This is a genomic window from Psychrobacter nivimaris, assembly GCF_904846365.1.
GTDB classification, from domain to species: domain Bacteria; phylum Pseudomonadota; class Gammaproteobacteria; order Pseudomonadales; family Moraxellaceae; genus Psychrobacter; species Psychrobacter nivimaris_B.
Genome location: NZ_CAJHAL010000002.1, coordinates 42,373 through 57,489, shown reverse-complemented (window position 1 = coordinate 57,489; position 15,117 = coordinate 42,373). Strand labels below are relative to the sequence as shown.

The 15,117-nt window shown below is 42.9% G+C and carries 9 protein-coding genes and 1 pseudogene; 5 read left to right on the top strand and 5 right to left on the bottom strand.

The window, feature by feature from the left end; genetic code table 11:
* Positions 1–399: 399 nt before the first annotated feature.
* Positions 400–1,656: pseudogene (gene icd, locus JMX63_RS01280) on the top strand (NADP-dependent isocitrate dehydrogenase).
* A gap of 234 nt (positions 1,657–1,890) precedes the next feature.
* On the opposite strand, the gene JMX63_RS01275 reads toward icd, so the two are convergent.
* A complete protein-coding gene (locus JMX63_RS01275) occupies positions 1,891–4,110 on the bottom strand; it encodes an NADP-dependent isocitrate dehydrogenase (protein WP_101205552.1) in 2,220 nt (739 codons plus the stop codon).
* A 607-nt stretch (positions 4,111–4,717) separates the two neighbouring features.
* Here JMX63_RS01275 and JMX63_RS01270 point away from each other — a divergent pair.
* From JMX63_RS01270 to JMX63_RS01255, 4 genes are all read left to right on the top strand, one after another.
* Entirely contained in the window at positions 4,718–6,085 is a 1,368-nt protein-coding gene (locus JMX63_RS01270) for a GNAT family N-acetyltransferase (RefSeq protein WP_201570330.1), read from the top strand.
* 114 nt (positions 6,086–6,199) lie between these two features.
* Complete coding sequence (locus JMX63_RS01265) at positions 6,200–6,700, top strand: chorismate--pyruvate lyase family protein (protein WP_160021120.1); 501 nt, start codon at positions 6,200–6,202, stop codon at positions 6,698–6,700.
* Between the two features lie 551 nt (positions 6,701–7,251).
* Positions 7,252–8,508: a serine hydroxymethyltransferase gene (gene glyA / locus JMX63_RS01260; protein ID WP_201570328.1), complete on the top strand. Its 1,257-nt coding sequence runs from the start codon at positions 7,252–7,254 to the stop codon at positions 8,506–8,508.
* Between the two features lie 608 nt (positions 8,509–9,116).
* A complete protein-coding gene (locus JMX63_RS01255) occupies positions 9,117–10,625 on the top strand; it encodes an alanine/glycine:cation symporter family protein (protein WP_201570326.1) in 1,509 nt (502 codons plus the stop codon).
* A gap of 128 nt (positions 10,626–10,753) precedes the next feature.
* Here the strand turns inward: JMX63_RS01255 and gltS are convergent, their stop codons facing one another.
* The 4 genes from gltS to JMX63_RS01235 all read right to left on the bottom strand — a co-directional run bounded on the left by gltS (position 10,754) and on the right by JMX63_RS01235 (position 14,763).
* Positions 10,754–12,028: a sodium/glutamate symporter gene (gltS, locus tag JMX63_RS01250; protein ID WP_102078318.1), complete on the bottom strand. Its 1,275-nt coding sequence runs from the start codon at positions 12,026–12,028 to the stop codon at positions 10,754–10,756.
* A gap of 138 nt (positions 12,029–12,166) precedes the next feature.
* Entirely contained in the window at positions 12,167–12,586 is a 420-nt protein-coding gene (locus JMX63_RS01245; protein ID WP_227543687.1) for a barstar family protein, read from the bottom strand.
* Between the two features lies 1 nt (position 12,587).
* Complete coding sequence (locus JMX63_RS14555) at positions 12,588–13,340, bottom strand: ribonuclease domain-containing protein (RefSeq protein ID WP_134292588.1); 753 nt, start codon at positions 13,338–13,340, stop codon at positions 12,588–12,590.
* 121 nt (positions 13,341–13,461) lie between these two features.
* On the bottom strand, positions 13,462–14,763 hold the full coding sequence (locus tag JMX63_RS01235) for a glutamate-5-semialdehyde dehydrogenase (RefSeq protein WP_134292587.1): 1,302 nt from the start codon (positions 14,761–14,763) through the stop codon (positions 13,462–13,464).
* Positions 14,764–15,117: the final 354 nt, after the last annotated feature.

Here is a 15,117-nt window from a genome sequence, read left to right as displayed (position 1 = left end):
TGTAGCGTATGTTTTGTGATGCAGAGCTAGTATTAAGCAACAAGACTAAAGGCGATATATTTAATGTGCTGTATGCCACATGACCTGCTACAAAAGTAGGACAGCGCTTGTATGAATTTGCTGTTATCCTAAATCCGCATTCTGATAGTGGTATTTATATTCTTAATAGAGAAATATCTACTATCTGTAAGCGGCAATCCTTGTTTGGGTCTCTATTTTAATTTTTTTAGCTTCGAGCTATTTTTCATATTGTTCAAATCAATGCCGCAAGTGTCGTACTCATCAAAGCCTTGCTTAGCCGATAAGCGCCCAAAGCGTTACCACTATAATAAAACGGTTAGCATAACAAAGTGTTAAGTTCGCTTGCGACGTCCAACATACAACCAAGGAGTATCATCGATATCATATGATAAGGTTATCGTGCCAAGAGACGGCGAAAAAGTGACCGTAAACGCAGATCTAACATTAAATGTTCCCAACCATCCGATTATTCCGTTTGTGGAAGGTGATGGGATCGGTGTAGATATCACGCCTGTCATGATAAAAGTAGTCAATGCAGCGGTTGATAAAGCGTATCACGGCAAGAAGTCTATCATTTGGATGGAGACTTATCTTGGTGAAAAAGCAGCGAAAGTATATGACGGCGACTATTTGCCAAGCGAGACGCTAGAGATTCTAAAAGACTACGTCATTAGTATCAAGGGTCCATTGACCACACCAGTGGGTGGTGGCTTTAGCTCGTTAAACGTCGCAGTACGCCAAAACCTTGACTTGTATGTCTGTCAACGCCCAGTACGCTGGTTTGAGGGCGTGCCAAGTCCAGTACAGCATCCAGAGCTGACCAATATGGTTATCTTCCGTGAAAACACAGAAGACATCTACACGGGTATCGAGTGGAAAGCGGGCAGCGATGATGCCAAAAAAGTTATCAATTTCTGAAGAGATGAGATGGGTGTGACCAGTATTCGCTTCCCTGAAGACTGCGGCATCGGTATCAAGCCTGTCTCAAAAGAAGGCTCTCAGCGCTTAGTACGCAAAGCGATTCAGCATGCCATTGATAATGATTTGCCAAATGTGACCCTAGTGCATAAAGGCAATATCATGAAGTTTACTGAAGGCGCATTCAAGGATTGGGGCTATGAGCTAGCGGCAGAGCGTTTTGGTGCAGAGTTATTAGATGGCGGTCCATGGATGACTATGAAAAATCCAAAAACAGGTAATGATATTATTAAAGACGTCATCGCTGATGCGTTTTTGCAGCAGATTTTGATGCGTCCCGCAGACTATTCTGTAGTAGCAACGCTTAATCTAAACGGTGACTATATCTCTGATGCATTGGCGGCTGAAGTAGGCGGTATTGGTATCGCGCCTGGTGCAAACAAAGGCGGCGCGATCGCTGTTTATGAAGCGACGCACGGTACTGCGCCCAAGTACGCTGGTCAGAATAAAGTAAATCCAGGCTCATTGATATTGTCTGCTGAGATGATGCTTCGTGATATGGGTTGGACGGAAGCAGCTGATCTTGTCATTAGCGGTATCCAAGGTGCGATTGCCAATAAAACAGTCACATATGATTTTGAGCGTCTGATGCCAGATGCTACCTTACTGAGTACTTCTGAGTTTGGTAAGGCGATTATTAAGCATATGGAAGCCTAAGACTACTTCAGCTCTCAGCATTCTATTTTATTACTATGTATTAAAAGCCACCTATTTATATAGGCGGCTTTTATTATTTCACTCTTTATAAAGATTTTAGAAAACATAAAAAAACACCTCAATGTTCTAAGACGGTTGAGGTGTTTTTTACTAAGACTTAAACTCGCATAATCGCTTCTGGGTATAAAAACCAAAAGAGATTAGGCTTAATTGTTTAAGAGCAGTTGCTTAAAATTATAGCGATGCCAATGTCTCGTTAAACAAAGCGCTTGGACGCATTGCTTTCTTAGCCAATTCTTCATCAGCATAGTAGTAGCCTTTAATGTCTACTGGCTTGCCTTGAGCTTGGTTAAGTTCTTTAACGATGGCTGCTTCGTTCTCTTTTAGCTTTTGCGCGAATGGTGTAAATTGCGCTTTTAGCTCGCTATCTTTATCTTGCGCTGCAAGCTCTTCTGCCCAGTACATTGCTAGATAGAAGTGGCTACCACGGTTGTCGAGCTCGCCAGTTTTACGTGATGGCGACTTATCGTTTAGTAGCAGTTTCTCTGTTGCTGTATCTAGCGTGTCTGCCAAGATTTGAGCTTTAGCATTGTTGTCGTTGTTTGCTAGATGCTCCAAAGATACCGTCAAGGCCAAGAACTCACCAAGTGAATCCCAACGTAGATGGTTCTCTTCTGTCAGCTGCTGAACGTGCTTCGGTGCAGAACCACCAGCGCCAGTTTCAAACAAACCGCCGCCTTTCATTAGTGGTACAACTGATAGCATCTTGGCACTGGTACCTAGCTCTAGGATAGGGAACAAGTCAGTTAGGTAATCGCGTAGGATGTTACCGGTCGCAGAGATAGTATCTAGACCACGAGCAACGCGCTCTAGCGTATAACGCATCGCACGAACCTGAGACATAATCTCGATATGTAAGCCAGTAGTATCATGATCTTTTAGATAGGTTCTAACTTTTTTGATTAGCTCGTTCTCATGTGGACGGTAAGGGTCTAACCAGAAAATTACAGGTGTATCTGATTCACGAGCACGGCGTACGGCAAGTTTTACCCAGTCTTGGATAGGCTCATCTTTAACCTGACACATGCGCCAGATATCACCTTTCTCAACACGTTTTTCGAGTAATACTTCATCAGTATCAATATCGACGATACGTGCAATACCAGCATCGCTAGACTCAAAAGTCTTGTCGTGCGAGCCATACTCTTCAGCTTTTTGAGCCATTAGGCCAACGTTAGGAACGGTGCCCATTGTTTTTGGATCAAAGTTACCATGCCATTTACAGAAGTTAATCATTTCTTGGTAAATGCGGGCAAAGGTAGACTCTGGCATCACTGCTTTACAGTCATACATTTTGCCATCAGCGCCCCACATTTTACCACCTGAACGAATCATCGCTGGCATAGAAGCATCAACGATTACATCACTTGGTGAATGGAAGTTGGTGATACCTTTTGAAGAGTCAACCATCGCCAGACGTGGGCGATGCTCTTGACACGCATGTAAATCACGCTCAATCTCTTCACGCTTTGAAGCTGGTAGCGTTGAGATCTTGTCATATAGATCTGCCATACCGTTGTTGACGTTGATACCTAGCTCGTCAAAGAATGCACCATGTTTTTCAAAGGCTTCTTTGTAGTAGATTCTAACCGCATGCCCAAAGACGATAGGATGCGAGACCTTCATCATGGTTGCTTTTACGTGCAATGAGAACAAGATACCAGCTTCGCGGCAATCTTCCATTTCACGCTCATAAAACTCTAATAATGCCTTTTTGCTCATGACCATCAGATCGATGACTTCTTTATCAAGCAAAGCAATTTTAGGCTTTAATACTTTTTGAGTACCGTCATCAAGTAACAACTCCATACGTACTGTACGAGCTTTATCTAATGTCATAGATTGCTCGCCATCGTAGAAGTCGCCGCCATGCATGTGTGATACGTGCGTGCTTGACCATTGCTTCCACTCACCCATAGAGTGTGGATGCTTGCGTGCATAGTTTTTAACTGCTTTAGGAGCGCGGCGATCTGAGTTACCTTCACGCAGTACTGGGTTCACTGAACTGCCTAAGCTTTTGCCATAGCGCTTGCGCAGCTCTTTTTCTTCGTCAGTTTGTGGGTCTTCTGGGAAGTTAGGGATGGCATAGCCTTTGCTCTGTAGCTCTTTGATAGCAGCTTTTAACTGCTGTACAGAAGCACTGATGTTTGGCAGTTTAATGATGTTGGTATTTGGATCTTGAGTCAGACGACCTAGCTCAGCTAAGTTGTCAGGAACACGTTGCTCTTCGGTCAAGTATTCAGGGAATTCGGCCAATATACGCGCTGCAACAGAGATGTCGCTGGTTTCAACTTCAACGCCTGCTGTTTTAGTGAATGCTTCGACAATAGGTAAGAACGACAGAGTCGCCAGCGCTGGGGCTTCGTCAGTTTTTGTATAAATAATTTTTGACATTTTAGTTAGATCTTCCTTTAGGCTGTAGTTAATAATAAAGCTCAAATATAGTGTTGAATATGCGTCAATGATACTATGCAATAATCTATGATATGGTTAGAACAAGTACTTCATATGTAGCTTCTTAGAAATTTTTAAGACAGGTCAGACATTTTCTTTTAATAATATTCACGAAAAAAGCATTTAAAGGCAACACGTTAACGGTCGGTGCAAAATTGCCTAAAAGTGAATCACTGACGCTACATTATAATCAATCCACTATAAATCCGATAGGATGTCAATCGTATACCATGAACTAAGTATACTGTTTTAGCTCGTATCCTATGGTTTCGAATTATACTAAGCTAATAACAACCTTATTCTACCAGTCATCGGCTTCGATATCATCTTTTCCATACAACTACTGTTTTTTCATGACGTTTTATATTGATCTCACTGCCTATGAGCGCAGTCGTACAAACCACCCGCGTTATCGTTGGTGGTTTTTTATTAGGTGCAGATAAGTTTTTGCAAATTGTGACAGCAATGTCGTAAAAATTTGCTAGTCTAGGTCATCAATAGATTGGTTATCGATAAATATATCGCGATTATAATAGTGACGGTGAATATGAGTTTAGAGTATGCGCTGATTAATGATACCAGCTGGCAGAGCCAAACAGAGTGGCAGACACCAGATACCCCTTTTATGTCATTTGCCTTTTGGCAAGCGTTGACTGACACCGGAGCAATTGGTGAGCAGGCAGGGTGGCTACCGATATTTATTTTGGTACATCGTGTCGCCGACGCTACTAATAGTGCGGATAGTGAAGAGAGTACTGATACCTTAGTAGATAGCGCGGCAGAAAATACATTGCAGCCTGTGGCTGTCATGCCAGTGTTTATAAAAGGTCATCATCGTGGTGAGTTTGTATTTGATCATGCATGGGCTGAAGCTTATGCACGCTATGGCGTTGATTATTATCCGCGATTGGTCACTAGCGCACCATATACACCGATTACTGGTCAAAGGATTTGGTTGGCAAAAAGTGAAGTATTAAATGAAGATATCCTCAAAACAGCCATCGCAGGTATCGATGATATCGCTCAACAAGTGGGCGCCTCAAGCTGGCATGGACTGTTTGTGACACCTGAGCTTGCCTCTATCGCCACCACATCTATGCCAACTGAAATTGATGTAGAGCTTGCGATAGCGGCTCAAGAAAATGGCGTAGAGTCAGCTGTTATTGAGCTACCGATATTTGAGCGTCAAGGTTGCCAGTTCTTATGGCAAAACAAAGACTTACTTAATGACCGTAAGCCATTTGCAGATTTTGATGCGTTTTTGATGACCTTAAAAGCCAAAAAGCGCAAAACCATTCGGGCTGAGCGTCGTAAAGTTGCTGAGCAGGGCATTAGTTGCCAGCGAAAGTGCGGTGATGCTATTAGCGATGCTGACTGGAAGGCTTTTTATCACTGTTATGTGATGACCTATGCAGTACGCGGACAGCAGCCTTATTTGACGATAGACTTTTTTATGGCATTGGCAGTAAGCATGCCTGAGCATATAATGCTTGCGCAAGCACTCGACGCCAGTGGTGAGATTATCGCGAGTAGTTTGTTCTTGTATGACAGACCTGATAGTGACAAGGCTGATGGCGATAATAATGCTACCTTATATGGTCGTTACTGGGGCGCGCTAGGTGAATATGACAGCTTGCATTTTGAGCTGTGCTATTACCAAGGTATCGAGTTTGCTATTGAGCAAGGGTTGATATCTTTTGATCCTGGTACGCAAGGAGAGCATAAGCTGGTACGTGGCTTTATTCCAACGACGACACATTCTATCCACCGTATCTATGATCCGCGTTTTGTACCAGCGATTGGCGATTTTTGTGTCAGAGATCGGATGCATATGGCGCAGTATCGTCAGCAGGCCTTTGAAGCTCTGCCTTTTAATGCAGACAATATGCCTGAATTTGATGGTAGTGACTCATAGCACTAATTCGTAATGGTAATCAGCTTTGATTAACTCTGTTTCACTTTGCAAGCATCTTTTAACTGTTAAACACTCTTTAAATAAACACTCTTTAAAAAATACTAGCCATAAACTATGACCAGCAATTCTTTTAGTTCTACCAGTGGCCTACCTCCTACTGAACTCATACCTTGGCTAAATGCTGAAGGCTCTCTCACTGCGATATTAGAAGAGAAGGCAGGGCAGCCGCTGCGCGTAAAACGCAGCTTTGAAGGCTATCGTTCGCTAACTTTAGGTCAAAAAAAGCAGCTGGGTGTACGAGGTATGATGCTAAATCGTCCAATGCTGGCATGGGTACGGGAAGTGCAGCTGTATGGTAATGATGAAATACCATGGGTCCAAGCACAGAGCATCTTTCCTTTAAACAGTTTAAAAGGTCAGTCTCGTCGTCTTCAGCATCTGAAAAACACACCTATCGGCTACGTGTTATTTAAGCGTCGCCGTACCTTGCCAAATGAGCGTTTTATCAGTCATACGAGTGACGGTTGGCAACGACAAACGCGTTATGATTGGTATGGTCGCACGCTTATGATTAGTGAAACCTTCTTACCTGCGTTTTTAACTAGCGACCTATAAAAATATTACTAGGTTAACCTTGCTTGAGTTATTTAATATACATCTACACTCGGCTGCCTTGTACTACTTTTAAAGTGAATCGACTATATCTAGCCACGTTTGAAAATATTTTATGCCTAAAACAGCATAAAAGTGCAGGCAAGAGAAAAAATTCAGCGGGTAAATCCTTTATTTTATTGGCTATTTATCTGTGTTATATAGTCATTTAATTCGCTCATCTTAAGGTGAGGTTTTTTTGCGCTCACAGCACAAATTTTCATGTTACACTTAATCTTTCGCGATGATATCGATGCAAATGTACATCGATTTTATTGACGAATCAGTCAAGTTAATAACAGGTCAGTCGCCTGTATTTATTCTTATTTCAATCTTTGCTAATAGACTCCATTCACAATAATGGTCGTACCATAAAACAGACTGCAGAAAAACAGCGTGCAGAGGTATCAAGCGTACTTCAGCGACGTTGACGCAGTAGTTGTTTTATTGTGGGCAGGCTATAAGCTTCTTTTCAATGACGTTTTTTAATGACAGTCACTACTTAGGACATCACTATGTTTAAAGATATTTCTATCAAAGATTTTGATCCAGTACTTGCTGAAGCGATGGCCGCAGAAAGCGTTCGTCAGGAAAACCACATCGAGCTTATCGCCTCTGAAAACTACTGCTCACAAGCAGTGATGGAAGCACAAGGTACTGACCTTACCAACAAATACGCAGAAGGCTATCCTGGCAAGCGTTATTATGGTGGTTGTGAGCATGTGGACGTAGTTGAACAATTGGCTATTGACCGCGCTAAAGAGTTGTTCGGTGCAGAGTATGTGAACGTTCAGCCACATTCTGGTAGCCAAGCAAACTCAGCCGTATTTTTAGCATTGTTAGAGGCAAATGACACTGTACTAGGCATGAGCTTAGACGCTGGTGGTCACTTGACGCACGGCGCACACATCAACTTCTCAGGTCTGAACTACAATGCCGTACAGTACGGATTGGTAGACGGTACTGGCCTTATTGATTATGACCAAGTAGATGCTCTAGCACGTGAGCACAAGCCTAAAATGATCATCGCGGGTTTCTCAGCATATTCACAAGTAGTTGATTGGAAGCGTTTCCGTGACATCGCGGACGAAGTAGGCGCGTATCTATTGGTTGATATGGCTCATGTGGCAGGCCTAGTTGCTGGTGGTGTTTATCCAAACCCAGTACCATTCGCTGATGTAGTAACTACTACCACGCACAAAACCCTACGTGGCCCACGCTCAGGTATGATTTTGGCGCGTGATGAAGTATTGGCTAAAAAGCTAAACTCAGCTGTATTCCCAGGCAACCAAGGTGGCCCATTGATGCATGTTATCGCTGCAAAAGCGGTTTGCTTTAAAGAAGCGTTAGAAGATAACTTCAAAACGTATCAGCAGCAAGTAGTGAAAAATGCCCAAGCAATGGCAAAAGTGGTTCAAGAGCGCGGCTATGAAGTCATCTCTGGTGGTACTGAAAACCATCTAATGCTGATCAGCCTCGTTAAGCAAGAAATGACGGGTAAAGAAGCGGACAAATGGCTTGGTGAAGCACACATCACTGTCAACAAAAACGCTGTACCAAACGATCCAAAATCACCATTCGTGACTTCTGGTATCCGTATCGGTACGCCAGCGATTACTACTCGCGGTTTCAATGAAGCACAAGCGGGTGAGTTGGCAGGTTGGATCTGTGACGTACTAGACAGTCGCGGTGATGAAGCGGTTGCTACTGAAGTACGCGCTAAAGTAGAAGCGATTTGTGCAGAATTACCAGTCTATGCTAAAAATCAGTAAACTTTAGAAAGGTAATAAAAAAAACCGTTAAGCTTTTGCTTAGCGGTTTTTTTGTTATTGCTCTCTATGAATATTATGTCATGTAACGCAAACCTATGTTGATATTGCTATTTAGCTCTTTTAATTATATTTAAGTCCGTTATTTAACCTGAAAATTACTACCGACATTTTTCGATAAGTGTAGTGAGCTTGATTGAGTTCCGCTATTAGTTTTAAAGAGCTAAGTTGACGTTTAATTAAGAAAAATATGTAAATCTCTTTGTTCATACAAAACTATTAGTATATAGTCAGTATTGAACATTTAGTAATAATACTAATACAAATTATAATAAATAGTTACACTTTGTATTAGGGCGTGTCTTCAATTCGATCAATAGACATCTAAATGGGTTAAAAACGGCTAAATCTTGCCAAATGGCGTCAAACAGCTGACTAATATCTCGATATTATCTGCGCTACTTTCCTTGTTTGACTGCGATTTATCTCATTTTTATTACCATTTTTAAAATGAAGACACGCCCTAGTATCGCTGTAATTGATTGAATAATTATATAAATGTTATTTTCACTAAAGGGATTTACATGAAAAAATAATCTTTAGTCGCAACGATGCTATTACTCAGCACGACTCTTGCGCAAGCAGCAGAACAATCAGGTTTAGCAGCATTTAGAGCAGGTCTCGATGGCTTTATGGCCAATATATTTGGCTGGTTCGTCGACCTTATTTTCTTTTCAGTATCTCTTGGAGACGTCAGCTTCCCCCTCATTGTGGGTTGGTTATTAGTTGCCGCACTCGTATTCACTTTTTACTTTGGATTTATTCAGTTTCGTCAAATAGGCCTGTCTCTAGATATTGTCAGAGGCAAATATACCGATCCAAATCCCGCCAATAAAGAAGAAGGCGAGGTCAGCCATTTTCAAGCCTTAGCTACTGCTCTATCAGGTACCGTTGGTCTTGGTAACATCGCAGGCGTTGGTGCAGCGCTTGCTATTGGTGGACCTGGCGCTACCTTTTGGATGATTATGGTCGGCCTATTCGGTATGGCGACTAAGTTTGTAGAATGTACGCTAGGTGTCAAATACCGTACGGTACTACCATCTGGCGTCGTATCAGGTGGCCCTATGTACTACCTAAGCCGCGGTATGGCTGAACGTGGTATGGGCGGATTAGGTAAGTTTCTGGCTGTTGGTTTTGCACTCATGTGTATATTGGCGACCTTTGGTGCCGGTAACATGTTCCAGGGTAACCAAGCCTTTGCAGTCATGAGCTCTACTTTTAGCATTCCAACGGACTACAGTGTATTCTTTGGTATTGGCTTAGCATTTTTAGTCGGTATGGTTATCATTGGTGGTATGCCTCGCATCGCAACCGTTACCGAAAAAGTCGTACCCTTTATGGCTTTGTTATACATTACTATGGCAGTAATCGTACTGATTGCTAACTTTAATCATATTGGCACTGCATTTGGCGAGATTTTCTCGGGTGCCTTCACTGGTGCTGGTGTAGCTGGTGGCTTTATTGGCGCATTGATTCAAGGTTTAAAACGTGCCACTTTCTCTAACGAAGCGGGTGTTGGTTCAGCCGCTATTGCTCACTCAGCGGTAAAAACCAAAGAGCCTGCTACTGAAGGTCTAGTAGCGCTATTAGAGCCTTTCATTGATACGGTTGTTATCTGTACGATGACAGCGCTTGTTATTACTATCTCTGGGGTGAATACTGCCGCAAACTTACAAACCCAAGCGCTTACTGGTGTGGATCTAACCCGTGCAGCCTTCATGGAAACGGCACCTATTTTCCAGTATTTCCTAGCTGTCGCGGTATTGTTGTTTGCTTTCTCAACGATGATTTCATGGTCATATTATGGTCTAAAAGCTTGGACTTACCTCTTTGGTGAAGGCAAAGGCGGTGAGATGATATACAAACTTATCTTCTTAATCTTCGTTGTTATCGGTACCATCGTACAGTTTAGCTTCGTTATCGACTTCTCAGATGCGGCTCTGTTCGCTATGGCTATCTTTAACATCATCGGCCTATACTTCTTGATGCCAATTGTGAAAAGAGAAGTTAATTCTTTCATAGCGCGTGTGAAAAGTGGTGAAATTAAAAAGCATAAATAATGGGTTTGATTGAACAATCCATTATAGCTTGATAATTAAAAAAGCCCGCCAAGATGAGTCTTGGCGGGCTTTTCGATGGCTAGTATTTGCTAGATAGCTATTAAGTTTTGATCTGTAACAGCATCAGCCTACATAAACGGCAACTTCGTAAATATCTGCAATATCGTGGCATTGACGATATCAACAAAGAACGCACCTACCATCGGTACGATTAGGAATGCTTTAGGTGAAGGCAGATAGCGATCAGTGACTGCCTGCATGTTCGCAATCGCAGTCGGTGTTGCACCCATACCAAAACCACAATGCCCCGCTGATAATACAGCCGCGTCGTAGTCTTTACCCATAATTTTAAAGGTAATGAGGTAAACGTAGATAATCATAATGATGGTCTGTACAACCAATATAATTAGTACAGGGCCTGCCAAATCGGTCAATTGCCATAGTTTTAAAGACAACAATGCCATTGCCAAAAATAGACTTAAAGAAGCATTACCAAGTACATCAATTGAGCGATCAAACATATCAAAATTGAAGACCATCGTCAGTACATTGCGAATGATGACACCGCCTGCCAGTGCCCATACGAACGTCGGCAGCTCAAACCAGGTGCCTTCAGCAACGATGGCCATCACATCGGCAAAAGCCAAAGCACCTGCGAATAGTGCCAAGGTTTCGATAGTAGAAGAAGCGGTGATAAAGCGCATGCTATCAGGTCTTTCAAAGATATCTTTATTACTACCTGCAGACTCCTCATCGTGTTTGGTACTATATAACGATTGTGCACCAGCAACTTTTTCGATATCGCTAGGATCAGGGTTGGCTGGCGTTGGTTTTAGGCCAAGTCGATTAATCAAGCGACGAGCAACAGGACCGCCAACGATACCACCCGCGACCAAACCATAAGTAGCAACCGCGATACCAAGCGTCGTCGCACCGACCACACCATAGTCTTGTTCTAACGTAATGCCCCAAGCGCCTGCTGTACCATGACCACCTGTTAGAGCGATAGAACCTGTCACCAGACCGAGCAAAGGATCAAGTCCCAATGCACTTGCCATGGCCACACCCACGACATCCTGCAATACAATAAACACTGATACAACGATAGTAAAAATCAATAATGGTGTGCCGCCTGCTTTTAGCCTACTAAAATCAGCGCTCAGACCGATGGAGGCAAAGAACATCAACATGGTGGCGGTCTGCAGCCCTTGATGAAAGTTAAAACTATATCCCCAAACCATATTGAGAGCATAGACAACAATCGCCGCGACCAAACCACCAGCAACCGGTTCTGGAATATTAAAGTCTTCTAAAAACTTGACTCTCCGCACCAAAAACCGCCCAAGCAGCAGCACTAAGGTGGCCAATATCAGGGTGTAATAACCGTTTAAGGTAATCTCCATAGGTTAATCCTTTCTATAAAATAAATTAACCTGAATTCGGGATAAATATGGCTTTATCTCGAATTCAGGTTTCTATGATGACGAATAATTATCGGTGACTATCGGCGGTCAAGCTTGCAATATACAGGCTTTTAGCGACTAAGTTTCTAACGCATAAGCTTCATCCTCAGATGGCACGATGACCCACAATTGTGGTTTGCCAAATTCTCTAAAGGCATCCTCAATGATGCTTTTAAAGACATTGAAGTCCTCAGTGTTTATCCTTTTGACGTCTGTCAAATCAAGCCTTAAATGAATTGCTTCACTGTCTGTTAGACAATCCCATGCACTGTCCCAGTTGTGTGAAAAATAACTGGGAAAGTCACAAGCCTGGCCTAAACTCGTCAATAGCTCAGTTTTTTCGAGCGTGTCACCGATGGCTATAGTAACAGCCTGCGCAGGAATGCTAGTACCCAGTGCTGTACCGTTTTGGTTAATTTGGCCTTGATTAACATGGCTTTGATTAACGTAGTGGATTGCTTGGTTCATACTTTCTCGATTCATATTTTCTTTTTTCATATTAAGGCACCTGTAGTCTTTGGAAGCTATCATAGTGATCGACAGTTAAGTAATAGACAGTAGGAGGGTTACCACCTGTGACGATACGCCGTGCGCCGCGATGAGAGACACCAGGGGTGGGTACGGTATACTCACGGTAGTAGCCTTGTGACTGGGCGGGTAGTCTGCCTTCACGGTTATAAAATGTCGTGCCATCTTTATTTGGATACGGAAATGGTCCACCTTGCTGGATAAGCGCAATCGTATGATCGACCTGTGCATCACCTGTTATACCAGCAGTAGTGGTTTGGCTTGTATTATTAGTGACGTCTTGCGATACCGTTGTCGACTCGATGCTATCAGCAAACAATGTCGAATTTAAATCGCCAAAGAAATAGAAAGCGACGGCGATGATAGCGATAAGGCTAAATAGCGTAGAGCCTAAGCTTCTTTTATTGGGTCTGCTGTTTTGATTGCTACGATTTGAGTTACGAGTGCTGTGATGGCTATTTCTATTAGCATTAGTAGGGGTATAGCTTGGAACATCTGATGCAGTATCTTGGTCAAGGCTCAATGAAGATGAGGTCACTTCAGTGGCTCTTAATTGATTTTTGTCGTTACGGGCACTGTTAAAGTAAACACTTTGTCCAATCGTTATAGGCTTCGCCAGTCTTGCTTTGCTAATATGAAAGAACACATCTTCACTTTGATTATCTACATCGATAAAGCCATAGCCTTTATCTTCGTTCCAGTGCTTAATCTTGCCACTTTGCATGGTCGTACCGCTCCCTATAATTTAAATGCCTTAACTAAAATACTTATGATTTAAACGAAGAAACGCCAGCATAATTGCTGACGTTTCTGATTACTCGTTTCGATAGTCGATGCTGGTATGATTAAGCACGGGTTTCGCCATGACCATAAACGATCCATTTTTGCGACGTCAGACCTTCGAGACCGACAGGGCCACGCGCATGGATTTTGTCCGTTGAAATACCAATTTCAGCACCGAGACCGTATTCAAAACCATCAGCAAAACGGCTAGAGGCGTTAATCATCACACTGGCCGAGTCAACTTCACGGATGAAGCGTTGCGATTTGGTATAGTTATCAGTGATGATGACATCGGTATGATGACTGCCGTGCGTATTGATATGCTCAATCGCTTCGTCAATACCTGCGACCACTTTTACCGCTAGGATAGGAGCTAAATATTCAGTATCCCAATCCTCAGAGGTGGCAGCTGATAGATGACCTTTAAGCTTAGCATTCTCATTTAGGATAGCTTGTGATTTGTCATCAAGGCGTAGTTGCATTGCGTCATCAGCCGCGACGATGGCCTCTGCTATTTTAGGTAATAGCTCATTAGCGACTGCTTCATCGACCAGTAGCGTTTCCATCGTATTACAAGTGCCGTAGCGATGCGTTTTGGCATTGACACTGACCTTAATCGCAATCTCAGGATCCGCATCACTATCAATAAAGGTATGGCAGTTACCGTCTAAATGCTTAATCACAGGTACTTTTGCATCGTTACTGATACGCGCAATCAGACCTTTACCGCCACGTGGTACGATGACATCGACATATTCAGTCATAGTAATCAGCTCACCGACGGCGGCACGATCGGTCGTCTGTAGCACTTGCACGCTATGTTCCGATAGATCAGTATGGCTAAGACCTTTAATGATGCATTTGGCAATGGCTTGGTTAGACTCAAATGCTTCAGAACCACCGCGCAAGATAATGGCGTTACCTGATTTGAGTGCCAGTGATGCAGCCTCTAATGTTACGTTAGGACGCGACTCATAAATCATACCGACCACACCAAGCGGCACCCGCATTTTGCCCAAATGAATCCCTGATGGCTGATAGGTCATGTCAGTGACTTCACCGATTGGGTCAGGAAGGCCAGCGACGTCTTTAAGACCTTGTAGCATACCGTTAAAACGTGCTTCGTTTAGCTCCAAGCGGTCGAGGAGTGCGCTATCAAGATTGTTTTTTTGACCGTTGTCCATATCGATTTTATTTGCAGCCAAGATGTCTTGTTTGGCATTGACCAGCTCATCATGAATGGCCAAAAGTGCTGAATTTTTATCGCCAGTGTTGGCAGCAGCCAGCGCGCGAGAAGCCGCTCGTGCCTGCTTGCCGACAGACTGCATATAGGTCGTAATATCCGTAGTATTCGATTGACTCATAAATTATTTTCCTTATGTGATACAGGTTTTTTATAACTAAAAGCGCCCAGTTTTATATAGGTAAAAGTACCTAAAAAGGCGAAAAATGTCGCAAAAAAAGAAGTTTTGAATGCCTACTGAAATAGCGATAGGTCATTATGCTATTTAACATAGAGCAGATTGGGAAGATAGTAAAGATGATTTTGTGAACAGAATCCGCTTTGCAACGCTCTTGTAAGGGCTTATTCAAAGTAATATTGCTCATGCTAAGCGGTATTTATTTAGAATAACCGCGTTATCAGTACTACACTATATCTTTACGTGTTTTTAACAGAATTGCGCTGTAAATACTAAGGTAGCTGCGAGATATCCTCA

Coding starts and splice junctions, on each gene's coding strand:
- JMX63_RS01255 (WP_201570326.1), top strand. CDS start 9,117: ATGCTATTACTCAGCACGACTCTTGCGCAAGCAGCAGAACAATCAGGT.
- JMX63_RS14555 (WP_134292588.1), bottom strand. CDS start 13,340: ATGCAAAGTGGCAAGATTAAGCACTGGAACGAAGATAAAGGCTATGGC.
- JMX63_RS01235 (WP_134292587.1), bottom strand. CDS start 14,763: ATGAGTCAATCGAATACTACGGATATTACGACCTATATGCAGTCTGTC.
- JMX63_RS01265 (WP_160021120.1), top strand. CDS start 6,200: ATGACCAGCAATTCTTTTAGTTCTACCAGTGGCCTACCTCCTACTGAA.
- JMX63_RS01275 (WP_101205552.1), bottom strand. CDS start 4,110: ATGTCAAAAATTATTTATACAAAAACTGACGAAGCCCCAGCGCTGGCG.
- JMX63_RS01245 (WP_227543687.1), bottom strand. CDS start 12,586: ATGAAAAAAGAAAATATGAATCGAGAAAGTATGAACCAAGCAATCCAC.
- JMX63_RS01270 (WP_201570330.1), top strand. CDS start 4,718: ATGAGTTTAGAGTATGCGCTGATTAATGATACCAGCTGGCAGAGCCAA.
- gltS (WP_102078318.1), bottom strand. CDS start 12,028: ATGGAGATTACCTTAAACGGTTATTACACCCTGATATTGGCCACCTTA.
- glyA (WP_201570328.1), top strand. CDS start 7,252: ATGTTTAAAGATATTTCTATCAAAGATTTTGATCCAGTACTTGCTGAA.